Origin of the sequence: Dyadobacter bucti, from assembly GCF_005869225.1 — a bacterium.
Classification (GTDB): domain Bacteria; phylum Bacteroidota; class Bacteroidia; order Cytophagales; family Spirosomataceae; genus Dyadobacter; species Dyadobacter bucti.
In genome coordinates this window covers 1-22,849 of sequence record NZ_SWFP01000013.1, presented here as the reverse complement: position 1 = coordinate 22,849, position 22,849 = coordinate 1, and the positions used below count along the sequence as shown (strand labels likewise).

The following is a 22,849-nucleotide window of genomic DNA, read 5'->3' as shown; positions in this document are numbered from 1 at the left end:
TGTCAGTCAAATATTGCATTCCCCCGAGAACCGACATTTGGACGGTTTCATAGGGATTTTGAATTTTATTCATCAAGGGTAAGTCAAGGCCAAAAATATGCACTCCATTGGCTTTTATTCCCGTTTCATCCTTCCGGTCATTCAATGCTTGAGCACGCTTTTTCACTTTTGTCCCGGGCCACACAATTGTGGGCCCGATTGCATCTACTGGCCATCTTTATTTATCAAGCACATGAAAAAAGTTTTGAAAGTTCTTGGAATCATTCTAGGTAGCCTTGTGCTATTGGCGGGTTCCTTTTGTACGTATGTAGCCATCGTGGGGGTACCTACCTACGACAAACCCAACGTACCTGTCGTTTCAGTCGAAGTAACGCCCGAACGGGTGTCACGAGGTGAAATAATCTCCCAAATCCAGTGCATGGGGTGCCACTCGGATAACAACAACCAGCTGACAGGCAAATATATGGGCGAAGTACCCGCCCTGTTCGGTAAAATCTATTCTAAAAACATCACCCAGGATAAAGAGAATGGGATCGGCCAATGGACCGACGGTCAACTGATTTATTTCCTGCGTACGGGCCTCCGGGCGGATGGCTCCTACGCTCCAGTGATGCCTCAATACCCCAACCTCTCAGATGAAGATTTGAACGCGGTGGTAGCCTGGTTGCGATCAGACCGTTTTCCGGTACAGGCCACTTCGAAAGAACCCCGGTCGTCGGAGTTCAGCATCTTTACAAAATTATTGACCCATCTTGTGATGAAACCCTTACCCTATCCCCAGCATTTCGTTGCCCCTCCGGATAGCACCAACTCGCTGGCTTTGGGCAAATATACGGCCGATGCGCTCGGTGATTGTTTCGGTTGCCATTCGGCCGACTTCGCGGATCAGGACAAAATACATACCGAACGCACGAAGGGCTATTACGGCGGTGGCAACGAGATGGTAGGCATAGACGGACAAAAGGTGCTTACAGCAAATTTGACCTTCGACGAACAAACCGGGATCGGACGAAAATATACCAGAGAGCAATTTATAAAAGCCGTCAAATTGGGCGTTAGGCCCGACGGTAGTATCCTTAAATACCCTATGACCCCCAAGATGGGACTTTCTGATCGGGAGGTAGGGGCGATCTACGACTACCTGAAAACTATCCCGAAGATCAAGAATGACATTGACAGCAAGAATGCTGAACTGTAAATGATAAAAAAATGATCTCCGGAGAAGGTATAGGCAATTTACACTTGCCAGGTGGGTCTGACGGCCCGCCAATCCGGCTTGTTGGAGGTGTTATGCCGGGCGAGATCCGGCATAACATTTGCCAATCATGCACAGTGGATAACTGCTAAAAATCGCATCTATATCGCAGATGGGCACCCGGCAGCCCAGTTCACTGCGATCCGCATCACGTAGGAGAGCTTACCATAGCAGCCGGAACCCTATTAGTTAAATAGCCCACGTCCATTAGTCCGTTTCAACGGCAAATTATACCGGTTCAAGAAACAACTCGCTGGGCAGGTCAGGGGAAGGCCGCAATTTTGGGCTATCAAAACAACCCAAAAAAGCCATGAAAAAATCATTAAACCTTTTGCTCGGCCTTTCACTGGCCATCCTGTGTTTCTGCTGCGATGCCGACAAAGAACCCGTAACGCCCACCGCGCCGGCCACTGGTACCATCACTCCCGTGGGTACTCCCGAAGGGCCCGTCCAGACCGCCTCCATCGGTCCGGCTGGAGGTACGATCCAATCTGCCGACCAGAGACTCACAATTTCCATCCCTGCCGGAGCCTTGACCCAATCCAAGACCATCTCAATACAGCCAATTGGAAACCATTGCCCGGCTGGGGCAGGCAAAGCTTTTCGGCTCACTCCTCATGGCCTTACATTCGCCAAAGCCGCTCTTATTACCTTCCAATACAATGAACATGACGTAAACGGTTCTGCCCCTGAGGCATTGCAAGTGGCGTACCAAACCGACAAAGGACACTGGCAGGCACCTGTCGTGAAGGGGCTGGACACCACTAATCACGCCGTAACCGTAGAGACGACCCATTTCAGTGACTGGGCTTTGTTTAAAAGGATGTTTATCAATCCCCTGACCGCCATTGTAGACCCTGGAAGCAAGGTTCAACTGGATGTTTTTGAAACCGTAGCCCAAACCAGCACCGATGATGAGCTAGTTTTGCACCTACCCGTAAGGACTGATGCCAAACACCTCGATCGCTGGCAATTAGCCGGTGAAGGCACGCTGACACCTAATAAGACCTCCGCTGACTACCAGGCTCCCAACTCCATACCCGCCACCAACCCAGCCGCTGTTTCGGTATTCCTGAAAGGATCGGTTACGATTGAAGGCAGGGAATACAAAGACATCCGGCTGATCTCCAACGTATATGTAGCACCGGAAGGGATTTCAGTGCAGATCGATGGCGGGGACTGGCGGACCTTCCCAGGCGGGGCAAACATCAATGCAACCCATAATGTCGTGACCGGAAAAATCGGTTCCGAATCGGCCTCTGTTATATGGAAAGGTGCACCAAACGGCACTTACCACTGGACTAAAAGCACCGATGTAGCCTTCAATCTGCTAGCAGGCCCTATGATCTACCAGCATATTTATGGCACTCAGGCAACAGTCAGCGGTGGCTCGCTAAAGGTGGACGACTCGCACCCCGATTGGGCACTGGGTACCTTTATTCTAAATCCCGCCGGTTGGATCAGAACCTCTACGCCACTGGATCCGATGGGTACCGCCAACATTAAAGGCGTTTTTCGCATGAAGCGGGTACAATAGAATTGACAAAAAATAGCAATTCCAACCTATGAAAATCATAATAATCTTGTTGGGGCTGTTCGTCCTGGGGGTACTTTCAGTCCAAGCTCAATCGCTACGGGTAGGCTACTACGGTGAAACCGTGACCCATTACGGCCTTAAAGTAGCCGCTGAGTGGTCGTTAAAAAGCTATATTAAAGAGCGCAATCAGGCGCGCAAAGAATTTCTGGTCGGTCCAGCCCTGGCTACGTATCGCCACCCGCAGAACCATATTGGACTGGTACTCTTTCCCGAACTGACCTACCGTCGGACGAGTCGGCGCGGAGGGATTTTTGAGGTTGGCCTGGCCCCGGCATATGCTTACTATTTTCTGGAAGGAGCTACCTACACCCCCGACGAGTCGGGGGGACTCCGCAGGGTGCGTTGGGCGGGTCAAGACGCCTTTTTGCCTACGGTTTTTGTCGGCGTAGGAAAGGATTTATCACTTCGGCGGCAGGTACCTGTCGCGTGGTTTACACGCTTGAACGTGATGCAACAACGCCCCTATAATACCTCGACACTCATACGATTCAGCCTGGAAGCGGGCATCAACTTTTCTCTCAAAAAACGATGAAATCTATGTATAGTTACCTCGCTCTTGCCAGCTTGCTGATGCTGCTGGCGTGTGGAGACCGCGACCCACAACCCATTGAAAATAACACACTGTTTCTACGCAACAAAGGAGCCGATATGCCCATTTGGGTCAAAGGAAAACGGCAATCCAAAAAGATAATTCTGTATGTACACGGCGGGCCGGGCGACTGCGCCATGTGTTACCGCTATTATCTGAAGGGACTGGAAACCGAAACGATGGTAGCCTACTGGGATCAGCGCGTAGCCGGGGCATCCTCCGGAAAAGTTGACGAAAGTACCCTGCGTTACGCCCAGTTCAGCGAGGACCTTGGGTATGTGGTGCAACTTTTAAAAACACAGTATCCAGATGCAGAAGTCTACCTGTTGGCCCACAGCTTCGGCGTCGAGCTTTCCTGGCAGTACCTGACGACGGGTACTAACCAACAAAAGATTGCAGGGTTAATCGTGGTAAACGGCATGTTTTCGTTTGCTAACTGGCTGGCGGCGGTGCGGGACTGGGCGTTGCGCGAAGCGAAGCAGCAGAAAAAGACAGAAGCCGAAACTTACCTGCTGGCCAACCCGGTCACACCCGAAAACGCTGCCACCATCGAGTGGGAACCTATCTACCGCTGGATGTACAAGCTGGGCGGAAATCCGGTATCGCTCTATAAAGATGGTAAGTACCTCCTGAATTACAGCTTCAACTCTCCTAACACCGCGCTGGCGCAATTTACGCACGCAAAAGCATACACTTATTACGGAAACGTCGAGAGTCGCAGGTTCGAGAAAGGACCATTGCTGAAAGATATCCGTATACCGGTGGGCTTGTTTTGGGGCGTAAAGGATGGTGTAGTGCCGGTTGAGGTGGGCGACGCCACGAAGAAAGTGCTGACCAATGCCTCGGTTACGGAAGCACGTTTCAGCGAATCCTGGCATGAACCTTTCATTACCGAAACCGAGAAATTCAATCGGGCAGTGCTGGATTTTGTACAATGAACGAGAAAGCTTGGTTTTGCAAAAAGTGACAATTTCTGTCGTTTCATCACACCATTTTTACGCTCCATGTGGCTTCCTCCTGACCATTCTAAGGCGAGCTCCTACTTTTGAAAAACAAAAAAACAAAAACCCAATAACTAACTCGGGACCATCCCGAATAACTCCAATATTAGCCATGAAAACAAAATACCCAACTACCCAACCCATTCGCGTGCAACCCGCGTTCATCTCTACCCTGTCCCCTACCCTTCGCATCAGGCTACTGATCCTGCTTACGGGGCTTTTCCTGGCCACTGCCTGTAAGGAAAAATCAGAAGAAGTTGCACCTTCCGCGGCCGTAACGGCTAAGGCCGGGACCGACCAGACGGTGCAGGTAGGTCAACTGGTTACGCTCGACGGCTCGGGCTCGACCGACAGTGAGAGCAAGCCGCTCACCTACCAATGGGCGGTGCTACGCAAGCCTGCCAAAAGCTCCGTTACACTTTCCGAAGCTGCCTCGTTCAAACCTACCTTCAAACCCGATGAAGTGGGTGAGTACGAACTGGAACTCACCGTCGCCAGTCCCAATGGGAAGGCCACCGATAAGGTACTGGTAACCGCCAATGTCGCCGAACCGCTGGCTATAAGCGCCAATATCACGGTCAAGACCACCTTGGCAGATCGGATTGCCCACCCCGACCTGCCCGACTACATCGTGACCCAGAATATCGATGTGAGTCACGAGCTGACGATCAATCCTGGCGTGGTGATTGCCTTTGAGCGCGATGTGCGTATGAATGTCAACGACAACGGCGGTTTGTTGATCGCCAGAGGCGAAGCCGCCAACAAGATCAAGTTTGTGGGCGTGCAGAGAACCAAGGCATATTGGGTTGGGATCGCCCACTATTCGGGCAGCAACGCCAACATCCTGGAGCATGTAGAGGTAAGCCACGCAGGAAGTCGTCCCATATACAGCACCACTAAGTCGGCTTTGTATTTCTCGGGGGGAAGCAAAGCACAGATGACGATCAAGAACACTGCTTTTACCGACAATGATGGCTATGGAATATATGTTTACGAGGGAGGGATACTGCGCGAGTTCACCGAGAATGGTTTTCGGAACAATACGCAGGCAGGTATTTTGCTCGACGCGGCCAACGTAGAGAAACTGGATTACAATTCGACCTTTAAAGGAAACAACGGCAGCAATGTGGTAGAGGTAACACCCTCTAACCTTAAAACCGGTACCGAAATAACCTGGCCGGGCTTCGCGGATAAAGCTCCGTACCGAATCAACGGCGAACTGAACGTCAATACAGGCTGGAAACTCAAGCCAGGCGTTACGATGGAAATGAACCGCGACGCGGTGATCCGTATCAATACCAGCGGCTACCTTTCGGCCATAGGCACCACGAACGACAAAGTTATTTTTACTAGCGCCGACGGCTCATCGGCCTACTGGCGTGGTATTATCTGCTACTCGGCCGATCCTAAGACGTTCCTTGAAAACACTGAGGTTCGCAACGCAGGCGGCAATATCATTGTATCCGGCAAAAAAGCCAACATCGCCATCTGGGGAACCAAGGCTACGATGAACATCAAAAATACCAAAATAAGCGGCAGCGGAGGTTACGGGGTAATGGTAGGGCACGGTTCATCTACCAATACCGATCTCACCACCGCCAATATTTTCGAGTCTAACGTACAAGAAAATGTGCTGATTGAAAAATAAGGTTATGAAGTATTGGAGAGCCGGGGTAACAGCATAAAGCATATGCTTTATCCTGGCCTTTTCAGAATCAAAAAGCCGCTTGACCGGTGGCTTTTTACGGTTCATCAAGTCAGGTATCAAATTCGATTATATACGCGACGACCTTTGCTGGTAATTTAAATTCATCTTTTATGAAAACCAATCCATCATTCACCATCATCGGCGGGGGCATCGCCGGACTCACCACTGCCATTGCCCTCTCCAGACTTGGCCTGAATGCCACCGTTTTTGAAGCCGCACCTCATGTTCGTCCGTTGGGTGCGGGGCTGGCCCTTGCAGCAAATGCCATCCAGGCATTCGAACGGCTGGGCGTCTCTGACGCGGTCATCCAACGCGGACGTCAACTCCATGCGCTCTCGATTTATGACGAATCGGGAAGGGTGGTGACCCGCACCGACAGCCTGGCTATCAGTAAACGTTACGGTATCGACAATTTTGCCATTCACAGGGCAGAGCTACATCAGGTATTGCTTGATCATCTACCTTCCTCCAGTGTTTTTACAAGTAAAAAGGCAATCCGGATGGAACAGCAACCCGAAGCCGTAACTGTTTTCTTCGAGGATGGTACCAGCCACCAAACCGATTATCTGCTGGTAGCTGATGGCATTCATTCGCCCATTCGTAGGCAGTTACTGCCCGAGTCGGCCCCGCGGTATGCAGGTTACACCTGCTGGCGCGGCGTGGCGCACCGGCCCGATCTACCCCTGACCGAAGCCTCGGAAACCTGGGGTCGCCGTGGCCGGGTCGGCATCGTGCCACTAACAGGGGAGCGGGTTTATTGGTTTGCGTGTATCAATGCTTCACCTCAAAACCAGCAGATGGGCTTACTGACGAGTCGCAATCTGGCCGATCATTTCAGGCACTATCACGCACCCATTTCCGATCTTCTGGCCGGTACACCGGACGAAAACCTGCTCTGGAACGACATCATCGACCTCAAGCCTCTGAAGCGCTTCGCCTTCGGGAGAATCCTGTTATTGGGTGATGCTGCCCACGCCACCACACCCAACCTGGGTCAGGGTGCCTGCCAGGCGATTGAGGATGCCGCAGTACTTGCCGACACAATGGCGAAGAACGTTTCGTTCGAAACCGCCTTTCGTGACTTTGAGCAACGACGCCTTGCGCGCACCCGGACCATTACCAACACTTCCTGGCGTATCGGGCAAGTGGCGCAGTGGAGTAATCCGCTCCTGACCCGGACAAGGAACTACCTGTTCCGGCGAGTACCCTCCTCTCTGAGTGAGCGGCAATTGGAAATGCTCTATACGGTTGATTTCTAATATTCCCCCAGCGATTTATGGCATTTTACCTTTTCGACTGCTAAATTTATTTGTAGTAAATCCATTGGATGAAAAAATTCTTCACGCTTGACCACAATGACTTTCTAGTGATGCTGGCGAGTTCCCCGGTCAGCAACATCCTGGCCAAATACGCCATGCTGGGCCAGTCAATGCCGCAGATCAGGAGTTGGACGGGCAGTTTGTCGTGGCTCTACCTTTGATTCCGGCGGCTTACTAGCTGCGTTGCCAATCTTGCTTTATTCTAAAAGCCGCTTCATCAGTGGCTTTTTCCGTTTCAGGGAATCCATCGTTGGGGGCCAGCCAATCTAAGCCCAAATTTGGCAATCGGAATCCGGTCTGTAGACCTGAACTTTAAAAAAACAAAAAACAGTCATGAAAAATCTGAATATCCTTTTCGCTACCATGCCCATGGACGGGCATTTTAGTCCGCTCACCAGTTTGGCGGTCCATCTTAAGGCTCAGGGCTGCGACGTACGCTGGTACGTGGGCGGAGCCTACGGTGAAAAAGTTAAAAAGTTGGAGCTTGCACACTATCCTTACACCAAAGCCCAGGACTTAAACCAGGAAAATCTAGACAAACTCTTTCCCGAAGCTTCGAAAATAAGGGGAACTGCAGCCCGTATACGCTTCGATATCAACCGGGTGTTTCTGCATCCGGTACCCAATTTTATCGAAGACCTGACAGCAATTTATGCAGAGTGGCCATTTGATCTGATCGTACACGACGTCTTGTTCCTGGGCGGCTCCATGATCCGTGAAATCCTCCCCGTAAAATCCGTGGCGGTAGGTGTGTCACCGTTGTTCGAGTCGGACAACAACCTCCCGCCAATGGGCTTGGGGAAGATCCCAGCCCGGAGTTGGCCGGGACGTCTGGCGCAAAAGGTGTTGAACTACTTGGTTCAGGATATCCTGTTTAAGCCCTGTGACGACCTGCACAATAAAATCCGGGTACAACATGGCCTGGCCCCCACATCGGACTCTCTTTTCGATTATGCGGTCCGTTCGGCCGATCTATACCTACAAAGTGGCGTGCCATCGTTTGAATACCCACGCCAGCACATTAGCCCTAATGTACGTTTTGTGGGTGCCATGCTGCCTCACCATCGAGGTGTCAAACAACGTTTTGAACACGCCGACAAAGCCCTGGTGGCCAAAAGAGTGATACTTGTGACCCAGGGAACCGTAGAAAAAGATGTAGAAAAAATTCTCGCCCCCACCCTGCAAGCATTTGCTGATGACCCCGGCACACTGGTAATTGCCACAACGGGCGGCTCATGCACGGCTGAACTACGCAAACGTTTCCCACAGGAACATTTTATCATCGAAGATTTTATTGATTTCCACTCCGTGATGAATTTCGCCAGCGTATACGTGACCAACGGTGGCTATGGTGGAGTGATGCTAGGTCTACAGCATAACCTGCCCATTGTGGCAGCGGGCGTACATGAGGGCAAGAGCGAAATCGCTGCCCGCGTAGGCTACTGCGGGGTAGGAGTCAATTTGAAAACCGAAACGCCGAAGCCCAGACAAATCCGTCAGGCGGTGGATCAGGTACTAAACGACGTTAGCTACCGTCGAAACATACGGAAAATGAGCCTGGAATTCTCCGAATACAACGCCAACGAATTGGCCATGCAGTATATCCAAGATCTGGTTGCAAAGCCGCTCGAACCAATAATCACGAAACCGGCCTCTCTGTCGGCCATGGGATAAACGTGGCAACATGCTGATTCAGGCGATGGGTATCGTGTTTTTTGGGTTAGTCCCCCAAACAGCAGCCCGGTTCGGGATCGGTCCGAAATCATAACAAACAACATAAATTTCGAATAGAAATGGCAAAAACCTTTGTGCCTACGATTGTAGCTGCAATGCTGCTTGGTGCTGTAATGACTCTTTTCTCATGCACGCAGTCAGCCACCCAAGAAGTCAGTCCCGATCCCGGTCGGCCACAAAAAGGCATCGTTTCGGGAAGCGCCACTGATGCGGCAGGTAAGCCGCTGCCCAATGCCACGATCGTGGTCAACAACACACAGTTTTACAACCACAACGTTCTGGGAGAAACCGACGCTAAGGGAAAGTACAGCCTGTCCCTCACACCCGGTTCGTGGTATGTGCGGGGAACTACTAAAATCCGGTTTGACAACAAGAACTACGTCCTCGATCTGCATCCCGATTCCGACACCCCCTTCGCTGGAACAGAGGGTGCAGTGCGTAATTTGAGCCTGAGAATAGCGGGCGAACGCACGGGGCAGTTTGGCAACGATGGCTTTTATGGAGGCCAGATAGAAGTATTTGCCTGGGGCTTGCCCACTGAGCAAATTATGCTAAACCTTCAACCAGTCGGCAATCTGCTGGATGGCTCAACTGGAAAACCAATCACCGCCAAACCCCAACAGTCGTACCTGGACAACGTGCCGCTGGGTAAGTACACGGTCAAGGCCAGCATCGGTGGACAATTCTTACGGGTGCGGGTACGCAATACCGGACAAGAATACGGTGCCGCAGTCACGGCGAGCTTCGATCCGGCGTACACTGGAGCCGAAGGACGATACAAACTGAGTATTGAAGTTAGTGAATGAGAAAATACGGGTCATAGCAGTAAAGTGCAGCTCCGTTTCCGGCCGTTCCGGTTTCATCGGGACCCCGATGATAAAGTTTCGCGAAAATAGCCTATACTTAACTGCACGATTTTAGACCGCCTTACCTTACTTTGTTTTGGACCGATTGAACGATAAATGGCTGCGTATCTTTGGCATTGCCTTGCTACTGGCTATCAGCATCTCTGTAACTGACTATTATGATCAACCATTCAGGCCCCGGATGGCACTCAAAGCCGTGGTTACCCTGATTTCTATCATTGTGTTCTGGCAGGTGATGCGGGCATGTATTTTTTATTTCCGACGCCAATACCCTCATAAAACACATACCGTCCAGCGACTGGCCTTTACGTTTGTGTCGGGCAGCATCGCGACTACGCTGGTGATTTGGCTGTTTAGTGCTTTGCAGCAGTGGGTCACCAGCGGGTCGCCGGCCATTTACCGGATCGGTGATGAAATTGGGAGCATAACGATCAGTAACCGGAAAATTGCCCTCAGTATGTACGAATTCGATTTCGTCCAGGCTGTCACTACTTTCATCTTCTTCCAGACCATTTACGAAATCATGTTCTTCATCCATGACTCCTCTGTTCGGGAAAAGCGGCTCATACAGTCAGAACAGGAACGGGAAAAACTCCGGGTTGCCAACCTGCAAAGCCAGCTCGACGCATTGAAACAGCAGGTCAATCCCCACTTCCTGTTCAACAGCTTGAATGTATTGGATTCGCTCATCGAGGACGATCCCAGGCAGGCCCGTGTGTTTTTGGAAGAACTCAGCACGGTGTATCGCTACCTGTTACGCTCCAACGAGCACCACCTAACCGAACTGAACAAGGAGCTGGACTTTATCCAGTCGTACTATCACCTGCTAAAAACCCGACTGGGCGACGGGCTACGGATGAATGTTAAAATAGATGAGCAATACCAGCACCATAAAATCCCGCCACTTACCCTGCAACTGCTGATTGAAAATGCATTTAAGCACAATATCGTGCTGCCCGATCAGCCGCTGATAATCGATATCATTACCAATAAGGATGGATATTTGCTGGTTAGCAATAATGTGCAGCGCAAGAATGTCCGGGTGTCGTCCAACGGAGTGGGCTTATCCAACATCCTCAATAAGTATGAAATTCTGAACCAACCCGCCCCGATGATTCAGGATGATGACGGGCAGTTCACAGTAACGCTTCCGTTAATTGAGGCAGCGCGTTAATTTTTTCAAAATTATTTCCCCATCCACTTCTTGAACTCGGTAGCCCGCTCGCGGCTCACCAGCACCTCGTCGTCAGTGCCGGGTTTAAGCGTCAGTTTTAGCTTGTTATTGAAATAAGGATGAATCTGCTGTACTGCACCGATATTCACAATGTACTGCCGGTTGGCACGGAAAAACTGAGTTGGGTCGAGCATCGGATCCAATTCGTCAAGCGTGTAGTCTAGTGTAAATTTCTGGTTAGTGCGGGTACGAAACAGACTGACACCCGCCTCGCTATGAAAATAGGCGATCTCGCCCACTTCAACGGGTACCCACTGCGCTAGGTGCCGCACCAGAAAGCGGCGACGGTAGTCAGGTGGGGCCACCTGCTGGCGGAGTTGCTGCACCAGAGCGTCGATAGCCACAGCGGGGGCAGGGTTTTTACTCAATTTTCGGTGCTTTTCCAAGCTAGCTTGCAGTTCCTGTAGCTTGATGGGCTTGAGCAGATAGTCGATACTATTTACCTTGAAAGCCCGCAGGGCGTATTCGTCGTAGGAGGTGGTGAAGATGACAGGGGCAGTGACGGTGGTCTGCTCGAAGATCTCGAAACTCTGCCCGTCGGCCAGCTCGATGTCCATCAGAATCAGGTCCGGGGCGTCGGGCTGGCCGGGGGCGTGGCTTTCGAGCCACTTCACCGAGGCCCGCACACTAGGGGTTGTTTCCACCACGTTGAGAGAGGGGTCCGCTTCTTTGAGCAAGCGGGTCAGTTTACGAACGGCTAGCTCTTCGTCTTCGATGATTAATACGTTCATTTTGGAGATGCTTTGGGACTGATTAGGAAAGCAGTAAAAATATTTCCTTTCGGTCAGTGTAGCAATCACTTACCTCACAAATCCGTCAAAAAGTGATTTCAAACGGAAATAGCTCAACCTGAAACAGCATCAGAACGATTTTTGGATAGCTCCCCAAGGTTGGTATCGACTATTTTAAGTCAATTGATAAGCGCCTGTATCTGCCTTTTGTATCGAAATCTGAAAGTCTTATCGACCTAAGGTATCAAACCAATTATAACGATTGTCAGCTCATTTAGCGATTAAACAATTCCTTTTTATCAACTAACTTGTTGAATTTCAAATCGAAAGCTATTTTCAAAACTGATCCCAAATCAGGATTCTGGGGAGTCGTAACAATTATTTTCTACAAATAAACACAATCCGGCATCTGTAAACCTTTTGAAAAGCATCGTTACGGACAATACGCGTCATAAGGCCATAGCCCACATCCATAATTTGGAACTTGCAAAACCTACCAACAAAGCTGCATATCGACTGTAAATCTCAGAAAAGGCATTGCCATCGTCTTTTTTTAAATGATCGATCAATTGCAAATCGGTTAAGGTTGAATATGTCGACATGTATTGTTCCTTGTTGCCGGCTCAGCGGCTTACACCTTGTATTTTCTATAAGTGGCTACTTGTAAATCAGTTAGACAGCCGTTCGACCAAACCCAGAGTCGCCATCAACTCCCGAGCCGCCACCAACCCGGCGCGGTTGGCTCCAATAGTGGACGCGGACGGACCGTATCCTGGTAAATGAATGCGGGGTTCTTTTGAGACCATGGTTGCCAACCGGCCGGACATGATGATGCCACCGGTTTCTTCCCTGGGTAAAACGGATTTCAAATGATCCAGCGCCCCTCGAAAGCCGGTGTTCCAGAGGATGACATCGGCTTTTTCTTCCCTGCCATCTTCCCATTTAACACCGTTTCGGGTGATCTCGCTGAACATCGGAAAGCGGTTCAGTACGCCTCTACGTTTCATGTCTACAACTTCCGGCGAAAAAGGCAGCCCGGTTACGGAAACGACAGAGGAAGGTATCAGACCGTTTCTCACCCTTTCTTCCACCATCGCCACGGCGTTATGGCCGGCAACATCGTCAAAAGGACCTTCTCTAAAAACGGGCACGCGGCGGGTGACCCAGATAGTAGTGGTCACTTTTGAAATCTGGTCGAGCAATTGGATGGCAGATATACCAGCGCCAACCACAACCACGCGCTTTCCCTTGAAATAATCGGCTGTTTTAAAATCTTTTGTGTGCAACTGTTCACCCATGAACAAGTCTGCTCCCGGATAAGAAGGAATGTACGGGTTTTCCCATGTACCGGTGGCGTTAATGATCCCCAATGCTGAAAACAACGTTTTCGAAGAATCAATGTAGAACCGATCGTTGTGAAGGTACACATTCTCTACTTTCACCGGGCGAAATACCCGGATACCGAATTTTTGCTCGTAAAGCTCGTAGTAATGGGGTACAGCAATGCTCGCTTGCACGCTCGGGCTGGCTTTATCCAGGGTTTCTTCGAAAGCCATTCCGGGTAAATCATGTATCTTGTTCACAATACTAAGCGTAAGCGACGGCCAACGATATTGCCACGCACCACCCGCTGACGGAGCCGCGTCTAGTACGATGAAGTCAGGTCCAATCTCCAATCCGAATTTCTTTAAATGATAAGCTGCCGACAGGCCGGCCTGCCCGGCACCGATGACCATAATCTTTGTCTTATATCGAATTCTATCTGTCATCTCTAACTTTTATGCGTCGTGCTAATTATAATCACTTAATCCGGAAGAATGAAATGCAGATTTTGCCGTTAACGCGTACATTCATAGATTATCCTACATAAACCACGTTGGTTGAAAACTAGATCACTCATATTATCGCAGTAAAAACAGTTTTGGTTCGACATTATTGATACGTGGACTGACGGCTATTTACTAATCCCTGAAATCCGCGATGGCCAAACAGAAGAAATCTTCGAGCTGAATATGTCTAATTTTTACATACTGATGGGCAAGCGCCCCTACACGGATAATCTCTTCTTTCCACTAAAACCTTTGAAGATGCTTCAATTTTGTGTATCTTCTAAACAACAAATCGATGCACTAAAATGTGTCAATACTGGCTAAAAGAATCGATTATCATTTTGGTTACCTATTTTGGAAGGAATTACAAGTAATTAACATACAAGCGTCTTCAGGAATTAAATTGTTCTCATCGGGATCAATTGAAGAAATAACAAAAAGCATCAAAAGAACAGATTAGCAGGCTTTTTTCTTTTCCAATTCTGCCAAAATATTAAACTTCGGGCAGAATTCTGCCATGCGATGATGTCATTACCCATTGTCTTTGAGTGGAAGAAAGACGAATATCATCAATCAGTTTGTGCAGGATAACGGCATCGTCAAATGAAGGGACTGAACTTGTTCCATGCAAAATGTCGCTGGCGATTCTGTTGTATATTTCTCCGACATTGGTATGGGGTCCAAAGCGATCATCTGCACTAGCAATGTTGATCAGCGCTGGCTGCTGGCCTGACGGTATATAATGGTGAATTGTGAAATCTGCCATTTGGGTGTGCCCGGTTTGGGCTTTAAGAACAATTTTACCCTTTGACCCTTCTATTTCCCAAATAAAAGGATCGCCATATTCCGGATGACCACCCTGGAAATAAATTGAAAGCGGGGCGCCATTACTGAGGTTTGCAATTACCGAAATGTAATCAGGAGCGTCAGCATCAATCACCTTGCCGGTGTCAAGCGCTTTAACTTTTAGATATCGTGTGTGAACTATCGCGGACAAATGCCTGATATCTCCCAAGACATCGCAGGCTGCCGCAAGTGTGTGAGCGAACGGAATTGTTAACAGATCAGCACCACTCTGCTCTTTCCTTAAATATTCCTCATTTTTTGTATTACTGATCGTATCCCCCCAGGGAGTTGCCCACCCCCGTATGCTGCTTGACAGGATAGAGCCGATAAGATCATTCTTAATCAGGTGGGCCACCTTACGCAAGGCCACAGAAACACGGGCTTGCGTCCCTGCAACAGCAACCAGGGATCTTCCACGTGCCAGTGCTGCTAATTCTTCTGCTTCGGCCAGGGTGCGCCCAAGTGGCCACTCGCAATAAACATGCTTTCCGTGCGAAAGTATCGTCTTGACAGCATCGTAGTGCAGTGGGACCCGGACCGTCACAACAATCAAATCCACTTGGTTCGATGAAGCCATTTCTTCAACGCTGCCGAAAGCCCATGGAATTCGGCAAGCTTCGGCAGCAGCGCGCGAACTTTCCAGACTGGAATTCACGACACCCACTATCTCATACTGGTCACTCAATTGACGAAGAGCGGGCAGATGTGCAACGGCAGCCCAGCTACTGCCTGCTTGCAGGCCAACAATTCCTACCCTTATTTTTGAATGATTTTGCATTGTTCTTTTTGCTTACAAAGTTGGCGTCGGTGTAGAAGGATTGCAATAAGAGGGATAATGTTCCTCCGGGGATAATTTTGTCCCCTGTATGCCAGGTCTGGATCTATGCTTACTTTTGTATACAATACAAAAAAGAAAATGTACGAAAAAAAGATACCCCTGCCGCTCGAATGCGGCCTGGTGATGACAAGAGAAATCCTGGGTGGCAAGTGGAAACCAAATTTGTTACTTGCCATATCGGAGGGCATCAATCGCCCAAGCCTGTTACACCGTGCCATCCCGCAGTCAACCAAACGGGTTTTAAATCTGCAGTTGAAGGAACTGGAAGAATTCGAAGTGATTGAAAAGAAAATCTATCACCAGCTACCGCCCAAGGTAGAATACCGGCTTACCGAACGCGGTGAAACATTGATGCCTCTTTTGAGGCAGATGAACGAATGGGGAGAAAAAAATCGCCCATTCATTAAGAGTGTCATCTTAAACCGAACAAAAACAACTGAATAACCATTGGACTCTTGCCTGGACGAAAAGTATTCCCAACGCTAATGTCGAAGGTACAAGAGTTGGCGAAATGTTCCTGCCCATCCATTTTGTCCATTTCCCCATATTTCAGCCTCTGAATTTTGCATCAGTTTAGGGACGTGGTTCAATGCAGCCCCTGTCATGTTAACTTGATGCGAATGAAAAGACAATACGGGCGGTACGCCAATTCCTGGCTTGCTTTGCCGGACCAACAGGGATAAATTGATCCCTATATGAATCGTAAATCCGTACTTGTCATTAATACGTATTGTGCTGAATTTTGTCTTAAACGTATCTCGCCTACGATTTAGGCAGGCGTTTTCAATTTCATTTCAGTACAAAAACCATTTTTCAAATAACACAAACATTCATGATCATGAAACTTCCTGAAAACATAGCAGGCTTTATTAAAGCGCAGAATGAAATGGACAGCACGGCATTTGCAAATTACTTTACAGAACATGCAACCGTTTCCGATGAAGGATCTTCCTATTCGGGTAGAGAGGAAATCAAGCAATGGATACAATCGGCGACTGAAAAGTATAACATGCAGTTGACCCCCGTTGACTTTATGCAAAGCGGCTCAAAAGGAAAACTCACCGTAGAAGTAAGCGGCACATTTCCGGGCAGTCCGGCCGTAATGGATTATCACCTTGAACTGGATGGTTCGTCTATTGGTTCGTTGAAGATTACGGATTAATACTTTAATGTTCAAATTTGCAGGAATGCTTTGAGACAATCTGCGACAAGCCTTCCTGCAAAACCTTTTTCATTTCAAATATCGAAAACATTTATGATCAGAAATTTGGGGTTCAAATTATCGGTTGCAGCTTTTTTAACGCTGTTTTATCCAGCTTTTATTTTTGCACAAAAGTCGAATTCCTCCCTTCAGAAAGATCCTTCTCAACGCATACAAATTGCGCCTGAAAGTGTTTTTAAAAGTTTCCGCGAGGCTGGTATGAAGCCGGTTAACCATGCATTGACTCCAACTGAAAAAGACAAAGTGACTCACGCTTTTACGCTATTGCCGCCACTGCATCAGCGCATTTTGAAACAACATCTGCAAAGCATCAGCTTCATGGACAACATGCCGAACACGGCATTGACCTCACCCGTTGACACAGCTGGCGCAACAAAAATGTTCAACATCACTTTTCGGGCCAGCTTATTCGACGAGAACATATCTCAGTGGGCGACATGGAAAGAAAATACTTGTTTCAAGCAGGAGGCAGATTCAAATTACAGCGTGCGCGTCGAAGGAGGTAAGATGGACGGGATCGTTTATGTGCTGTTGCATGAGGCCACGCATATTATTGATGTGGTGACAAACATTACCCCGCACCAGACCGAAGCCAAGGCAGCCATGCAACCGACCGCGTTTACAAAAGACATTTGGCGCCTGATGAATGTGCCTGCCGAACCATACATTGATTCTCTGCTGGAACAAACCCGTTTCCGGAGCGGAAAGCCAGTACCGATCAGCCTGGCGCCTGGTGTTTATAGCCGGCTCTCAAAAACACCGTTTCCTTCTTTGTATGCAATGGCCGCGTGGTCCGAGGATATCGCCGAGCTTGCCACCATTTACCACCTCACCACTAAGTTAAAGCAGCCATTTTATATTGTGGTTACCCAAAACAATATGGAGCTGGCCCGGTTTGAACCCATGAAAAATGCGCTGGTCAGGCAGCGACTGGATCAGCTTTCGATATTCTACAAGCCATAATTTCACCAGTCGGAAAAATTGAGCCGATTGCTACCTGCCCCGGGCGGCGACTTCTTTTTAGCATAAATGCTGCCAGCCGTTAGCGGTCACGGAGCCTTGAAAATTTTTACCCCGGTGACCGGAAAAAAAATTCCCGGGGCCTTTGTGAAAAATTCGGTCCTTTTTTATTTTCGCGGCATCATGTCATGCAAAATCTTGACGAAGAATTTGCAGCCATTCTTTTATAAATAAAGCTTAGTGATAACTTTTGTTTGTAAGATCATGTCCGTTTTTCACCCAATTTCAAAAAAGACCAGTATTTGCTCTTTTTGCGGTTTACTTTTTCTGATCGGATCCACCGCAAATGTACAATCCCAAACAACCCAAAAATCCGACGAAAAATCCTCTTTCAAAACCTCCTTGTTTAATCTGGAGTCAACTGGCAACGAGGCATTTAGGTATTCAGCAACGCTTCAAAATGGCTCAGGAGAATCCAGGTATTACGCATTGAATGCGAAGCTCCCGCCCGGATGGTTTATCACCTTTAAAACATTAGGCAGCCAAATCACAGCAGTACAGGTCGACCCTGGAAAAACCCAGGAAGTGTCCATAGAGATTGCCGCCAGCCCATATGCCAAGCCTCATAAGTATGAAATCCCTGTCACGGCTGTTTCGGCGAAAGACACCCTTAGGCTCAATCTGGAAGCGGTACTAAAAGGATCTTACGGTATCCAGCTCACTACCCCAACGGGGAGGCTTAGTGAAAATGTTACCGAAGGCAGTGTGGAACAGATCATATGCACGATTAAAAATACCGGTACCCTACCCCTTGAAAATGTAGAGCTGACGTCCCAGACGCCCCCAAAATGGGAAGTTACATTTGAACCTTCCAAGATAGAACGTATAGACCCTGCCGGATCGATAGATGTGACCGCTAAAATCAAGGTTCCGGATAAAACAATCGCCGGCGACTATGTCTCTACTTTTACGGCAAAAAATCAGAATACTCATTCCGACACCACTTTCAGGATTACCGTAAAGACTTCTGTACTGTCGGGCTGGTTCGGAATAATGGTCATTTTGCTGGCGATCGGGCTCGTTTACAGATTAATCAAAAAGTACGGTAGACGATAAAAAGCATGGAAAATCCTGTCATTGATCTGCAGGGGCTGACAAAATGCTACGGACCTCTGCGGGCAGTTGATAACCTAAACCTGGCCATCGGCAAGGGCGAGATATTCGGTTTGTTGGGGCCGAATGGGGCGGGAAAAACGACGGCCATCCTGATGATGCTGGGACTTACCGAGCCTACTTCCGGAAAGGCCATGGTCTGTGGCATGAATGCAACCACAAATCCTATCCCGGTGAAACGCAAAGTAGGTTACATGCCCGATAGCGTAGGCTTTTACGATAACATGTCAGCCATAGAAAACCTGGTGTACACCGGCAAGCTGAACGGGATCCAGGCGACCGAGGCTAACAAACGTGCCACGGAACTGATGAACGCGATCGGATTGGGCGATGCAATGCATAAAAAAACTTCCGTTTTTTCCCGAGGGATGAAACAAAGACTTGGCCTGGCAGAAGTACTGATCAAGCGGCCTGAGGTAATTATCCTGGATGAACCAACGCTGGGGATCGATCCCGCGGGCGTCAGGGAATTTCTTGCCCTGATCCGCCAACTGAGCTGTGAGCAAGGATTGACGGTTTTGCTGTCGTCGCACCATTTGCATCAGGTACAGCAGGTTTGCGACCGCTTTGGAATTTTTGCGGCCGGCAAAATGCAATTGGAAGGGAATCTCGAAACGCTCTCAAAAAATCTTTTTGCCGAAGATCCTTACTCGGTAAATATCATCCTCAGGAACCAATTCCCTGAACCCTGGGAACACGCGGCGGAACTGTTAAGTATCCATGGTGCCCGAAAATTAGACATTCATGAAAACGTCGCCACAATTGCTTGTTCTTCCGATATCACGCCCGACATTGTCCGCTTTTTTGTAACAAAGGGCCTCGACGTGACAGGCGTTCACCAGAAAGAATTCGGGCTTGATGAGATCTATCAAAAATATTTTGATAACAATTAGTCGAATACAAAACCAATGAAAAGTCTGGGGATACTTTATAAAGGAATTTTGACCAGGGATAGAGGCGCTGAAACTGCCTCTGGCCCTTTTGAGGTGATGGTGGCTAAAGAAGTGGCCGATCAAATCCGCAGCTGGCGGTTCATCGTATTGCTGGCCCTGATTGTGCTCACATTTCTGGGGTCTTTGTACGTTTCGCTGGGAAATATTAAAAACGCAGTTACAATTGAACAGGATCCGGACGGAACGTTTGTTTACCTGAAACTACTTACGATAACGGACGGCAGTATGCCCCCGTTTCATGTGTTTCTGAACTTCCTGGGGCCTTTACTGGGAATTGCCCTCGGTTTTGATGCCATCAATTCGGAGCAGAGCAACGGTACCCTGATACGCCTGATGGCCCAGCCAGTGTACCGGGACAATCTCATCCTGGCTAAATTTGTGAGCGCATTAATCATCATAAGCCACCTCTTCATTGCCCTGGCTCTGCTGATGATTGGCGCCGGATTAATTATCACCGGCGCTAATATGGAACCGATAGAGGTACTTCGAATTTTTAGTTTTATCTTCATTAGCATCATTTATGTCGGTTTTTGGTTAAGTCTGTCCATCGTGTTCTCAATTGGTTTTAAACAGACAGCCACCTCAGCCATAGCGGGGGTAGGCGTGTGGTTATTTTTCACGGTGTTTTATCCGATTGTCGTCAATATGGCCATGAAGATGTTCATTCCTGAACAGGCGATGCTGACCCAGCCCGATGCCATCAAGTACAATGATATGATTTTAAATCTTCTTCGTTTAGCGCCAAGCCAGCTATTTTCCGATGCAACAACAACATTGCTGATGCCATCGGTGAGAAGCCTGGGTCCCATGAGCATGGAACAAATGGCAGGGGCTATTCCCTCACCGCTGCCTTTTAAAGAAAGTCTAATGGTAGTCTGGCCACAGGTAAGCGGGCTTTTAGCCGCCACCCTTTTTTGCTTTGCCTGTTCATATTACCTTTTTATGCGAAGGGAAATCAGAAGTTGATTCAGCTTAGCATCGTACAATGACTGACACAACTTGCGAGAAATACACTTTATAATGCTCATCGGATGCACTGGGTCTGTTTTGAAATCTGTTTGATGATCTGATCAAATTCAACGGCGGATTTTAGGAAAAGATCCAGGATTACACTTTTCTCTATATCTGAATTGGGATAGTTTTTGATCAGGTCAACAAGCCCCAAAACAATCCGGTGCTTATAACTGCCGGCACCGAACAACAGGTTCCCGGTAACCAGCTTCTCTACGGCAGCCTGCATTTTTGGTATCTCAACCACAGGACGAAGATCGCTAAGGTTAAGGTTTAAGAATATTTCGATGCAATTTGCACCGTTGAGCCGATGATGGTGGAATATGCCATTTACTGAGTCGATACCAGAGTATTTTGATTTATTGAACCGCTATCCCGGTTGGGGTTTCCCAATAATGGGCAATAGGTCTACACAAATATCAATTTTGATACAAATCATTGTATTTAATTTAGATCAATTCCGAATAAAGGAAATTTGCTGACGCGGGATTGCTATTTATTCCCTTTCCCACTCACCTGCGGCATAATTGGTTCTGGATTGTGTCGCGCTGGATTATTAATTGTAGGGATAAGAATACAACTACAAACCCCGACAGTGAATAAAAATGGAGTCATTATTGTGATCGAGGACGACCTGGACGATCAATTTTTTTTCGAAGAAGCTTTTAAAGAGCTTGAAATACCAAATCAAAGAATCTACTTACCTGATAGCCACGCTGCACTTCACTATCTGGGCGGACCAAGTAAACCGTCCTTTCTGATTTTATCAGACATAAGTTTGCCAAAACTTAGCGGAATTGAATTACGGGCAGAATTGCGAAAAAATGCGGATATAGCCTTGAAATGTGTCCCCCATCTTTACCTGACAACGGCGATATATCTCCAGCATGTGATCGACGCGTACTGCGAATCAGCTCAGGGATTTTTCGTGAAGCCAACGGAATTTAATGAGTTGAAGGATTTGCTGGATTTGATTACTCGGTACTGGAAAACATCGGCCGCTTCCAATTGATGTGACAAAGCTTGCCGCTTGTTTATCCATTTTGGCATTGGTTTGCCGGCTGGATAACCTTGCTCAATTGTCATTTTCTTACACCAATTATGATACAGCACAACCTCATCGGGAGTATTATGAAACTGACCAGTTCTATAGTATGGAAGACCATGCAAAAGGCGACTATATAATCGCTTTTTACATGGTCTTTCTTCATTTTTGAGCGGTGACATCCCACAGAGAAGATCTATAGGATGCCTCTGCTAAGTGCATGTGATAATATTAAAGTTTGGTAATAACCAGATGCGCGGAAACCGGGCGTGTACCTCCGGCAAGCGGAGTGATTGTTAATGCTGTCGCATTTCCTGCTGGGTTCCTGACAGTGAGGATTGAATTGATTACAGTGGTGGTAACCAATGCTATCCCTACAATTTGCGAAGTGCCAGTTGCCCGTCCGACAACCGTGTAGTGTAGATCGGCCCCATTGAGAGTCAGGATCAGCTGGCCAGCCTCAGAGATACTGACCTGAAACGATACCTGATAGGTACCCGTCTCAGCTAGATTGAAAGTGCTTGGCCCGGTGCGTGAGATCACGCTTGCACTCGTCGGGCCATCCTGGGGAAAACTTACGTCGGTGCCCGGCGCAACCGTTGCTGCATTGTCAGGAGGCATTAGTGCGAAAAAATCCGCGAACCCTAAGGAGCTGGCTGGTGCTGTATTTTTTGCATAAAGAGCATAAGGTACGCTCAGTAATTCTGTGGTCCCGGTAATGGTATAAGCTGTGCCTCCGATCGGATCGGTTTCTGTTTTGATAAAATACGGCCCACTGCCCCAGTTGATAGCGGCAAATGTGCCGGAAACAATTGTCCCTGTCCCGATGGCCAGGCTTACGAGCCCATTGGCATTGGTAACCGCTGCATGCGTTTCCACATAAGAGGCCGTCCCGTCGTTTGATCCCTGCAATATGCTTATCCTGATGCCGACGTTTT

General features: G+C 48.5%; 22 protein-coding genes. 17 read left to right on the top strand and 5 right to left on the bottom strand.

What is annotated here, in order from left to right; all coding sequences use genetic code 11:
* Positions 1 to 232: 232 nt before the first annotated feature.
* From FBF61_RS30370 to FBF61_RS30330, 10 genes are all read left to right on the top strand, one after another.
* Positions 233 to 1,198 carry a c-type cytochrome gene (locus tag FBF61_RS30370; RefSeq protein ID WP_138484655.1) on the top strand — a complete coding sequence of 322 codons (966 nt, stop codon included), beginning with the start codon at positions 233 to 235 and terminating at the stop codon, positions 1,196 to 1,198.
* A gap of 367 nt (positions 1,199 to 1,565) precedes the next feature.
* The gene (locus FBF61_RS30365; RefSeq protein ID WP_138484653.1) at positions 1,566 to 2,792 is read left to right on the top strand and encodes a hypothetical protein; all 1,227 of its coding nucleotides are present in this window, start codon (positions 1,566 to 1,568) and stop codon (positions 2,790 to 2,792) included.
* Between the two features lie 121 nt (positions 2,793 to 2,913).
* Positions 2,914 to 3,384, top strand: a complete 471-nt coding sequence (locus tag FBF61_RS30360) for a hypothetical protein (RefSeq protein WP_229215294.1) — start codon at positions 2,914 to 2,916, stop codon at positions 3,382 to 3,384.
* 5 nt (positions 3,385 to 3,389) lie between these two features.
* A complete protein-coding gene (locus FBF61_RS30355) occupies positions 3,390 to 4,379 on the top strand; it encodes an alpha/beta fold hydrolase (protein ID WP_229215293.1) in 990 nt (329 codons plus the stop codon).
* Between the two features lie 175 nt (positions 4,380 to 4,554).
* The gene (locus FBF61_RS30350; RefSeq protein ID WP_138484647.1) at positions 4,555 to 6,090 is read left to right on the top strand and encodes a right-handed parallel beta-helix repeat-containing protein; all 1,536 of its coding nucleotides are present in this window, start codon (positions 4,555 to 4,557) and stop codon (positions 6,088 to 6,090) included.
* Between the two features lie 170 nt (positions 6,091 to 6,260).
* Positions 6,261 to 7,409 carry an FAD-dependent monooxygenase gene (locus tag FBF61_RS30345; RefSeq protein ID WP_138484645.1) on the top strand — a complete coding sequence of 383 codons (1,149 nt, stop codon included), beginning with the start codon at positions 6,261 to 6,263 and terminating at the stop codon, positions 7,407 to 7,409.
* A 68-nt stretch (positions 7,410 to 7,477) separates the two neighbouring features.
* The gene (locus tag FBF61_RS34780) at positions 7,478 to 7,630 is read left to right on the top strand and encodes a hypothetical protein (protein WP_166444654.1); all 153 of its coding nucleotides are present in this window, start codon (positions 7,478 to 7,480) and stop codon (positions 7,628 to 7,630) included.
* Positions 7,631 to 7,802: 172 nt separating this feature from the next.
* Complete coding sequence (locus FBF61_RS30340; protein WP_229215292.1) at positions 7,803 to 9,143, top strand: glycosyltransferase; 1,341 nt, start codon at positions 7,803 to 7,805, stop codon at positions 9,141 to 9,143.
* A 119-nt stretch (positions 9,144 to 9,262) separates the two neighbouring features.
* On the top strand, positions 9,263 to 10,009 hold the full coding sequence (locus tag FBF61_RS30335) for a carboxypeptidase-like regulatory domain-containing protein (protein WP_138484643.1): 747 nt from the start codon (positions 9,263 to 9,265) through the stop codon (positions 10,007 to 10,009).
* Between the two features lie 136 nt (positions 10,010 to 10,145).
* Positions 10,146 to 11,243: a sensor histidine kinase gene (locus FBF61_RS30330; RefSeq protein WP_229215291.1), complete on the top strand. Its 1,098-nt coding sequence runs from the start codon at positions 10,146 to 10,148 to the stop codon at positions 11,241 to 11,243.
* A gap of 11 nt (positions 11,244 to 11,254) precedes the next feature.
* Here the strand turns inward: FBF61_RS30330 and FBF61_RS30325 are convergent, their stop codons facing one another.
* From FBF61_RS30325 to FBF61_RS30315, 3 genes are all read right to left on the bottom strand, one after another.
* Positions 11,255 to 12,034: a LytR/AlgR family response regulator transcription factor gene (locus tag FBF61_RS30325; protein ID WP_138484641.1), complete on the bottom strand. Its 780-nt coding sequence runs from the start codon at positions 12,032 to 12,034 to the stop codon at positions 11,255 to 11,257.
* Positions 12,035 to 12,702: 668 nt separating this feature from the next.
* On the bottom strand, positions 12,703 to 13,803 hold the full coding sequence (locus tag FBF61_RS30320) for an NAD(P)-binding domain-containing protein (protein ID WP_138484638.1): 1,101 nt from the start codon (positions 13,801 to 13,803) through the stop codon (positions 12,703 to 12,705).
* 553 nt (positions 13,804 to 14,356) lie between these two features.
* Entirely contained in the window at positions 14,357 to 15,487 is a 1,131-nt protein-coding gene (locus tag FBF61_RS30315) for a Gfo/Idh/MocA family protein (protein ID WP_138484636.1), read from the bottom strand.
* A gap of 138 nt (positions 15,488 to 15,625) precedes the next feature.
* Here FBF61_RS30315 and FBF61_RS30310 point away from each other — a divergent pair, with 138 nt between their 5' ends.
* From FBF61_RS30310 to FBF61_RS30285, 6 genes are all read left to right on the top strand, one after another.
* On the top strand, positions 15,626 to 15,991 hold the full coding sequence (locus FBF61_RS30310) for a winged helix-turn-helix transcriptional regulator (RefSeq protein WP_138484634.1): 366 nt from the start codon (positions 15,626 to 15,628) through the stop codon (positions 15,989 to 15,991).
* 394 nt (positions 15,992 to 16,385) lie between these two features.
* Positions 16,386 to 16,709: a nuclear transport factor 2 family protein gene (locus FBF61_RS30305; protein WP_138484631.1), complete on the top strand. Its 324-nt coding sequence runs from the start codon at positions 16,386 to 16,388 to the stop codon at positions 16,707 to 16,709.
* A 93-nt stretch (positions 16,710 to 16,802) separates the two neighbouring features.
* On the top strand, positions 16,803 to 17,732 hold the full coding sequence (locus FBF61_RS30300) for a hypothetical protein (RefSeq protein WP_229215290.1): 930 nt from the start codon (positions 16,803 to 16,805) through the stop codon (positions 17,730 to 17,732).
* 399 nt (positions 17,733 to 18,131) lie between these two features.
* Complete coding sequence (locus tag FBF61_RS30295; RefSeq protein WP_229215289.1) at positions 18,132 to 18,845, top strand: COG1470 family protein; 714 nt, start codon at positions 18,132 to 18,134, stop codon at positions 18,843 to 18,845.
* Positions 18,846 to 18,850: 5 nt separating this feature from the next.
* The gene (locus FBF61_RS30290; protein ID WP_138484627.1) at positions 18,851 to 19,795 is read left to right on the top strand and encodes an ABC transporter ATP-binding protein; all 945 of its coding nucleotides are present in this window, start codon (positions 18,851 to 18,853) and stop codon (positions 19,793 to 19,795) included.
* A gap of 15 nt (positions 19,796 to 19,810) precedes the next feature.
* Positions 19,811 to 20,821, top strand: coding sequence for an ABC transporter permease (locus FBF61_RS30285; protein ID WP_138484625.1), 1,011 nt, complete (start codon positions 19,811 to 19,813; stop codon positions 20,819 to 20,821).
* Positions 20,822 to 20,879: 58 nt separating this feature from the next.
* On the opposite strand, the gene FBF61_RS30280 is transcribed toward FBF61_RS30285, so the two are convergent.
* Positions 20,880 to 21,095, bottom strand: a complete 216-nt coding sequence (locus FBF61_RS30280; RefSeq protein WP_138484623.1) for a hypothetical protein — start codon at positions 21,093 to 21,095, stop codon at positions 20,880 to 20,882.
* Between the two features lie 366 nt (positions 21,096 to 21,461).
* On the opposite strand from FBF61_RS30280, the gene FBF61_RS30275 reads away from it, so the two are divergent.
* The gene (locus tag FBF61_RS30275) at positions 21,462 to 21,878 is read left to right on the top strand and encodes a response regulator (protein WP_138484830.1); all 417 of its coding nucleotides are present in this window, start codon (positions 21,462 to 21,464) and stop codon (positions 21,876 to 21,878) included.
* A gap of 264 nt (positions 21,879 to 22,142) precedes the next feature.
* Here the strand turns inward: FBF61_RS30275 and FBF61_RS34930 are convergent.
* Positions 22,143 to 22,849: hypothetical protein (locus FBF61_RS34930; protein WP_374756637.1), on the bottom strand; the 707-nt coding region annotated here is incomplete at its 5' end.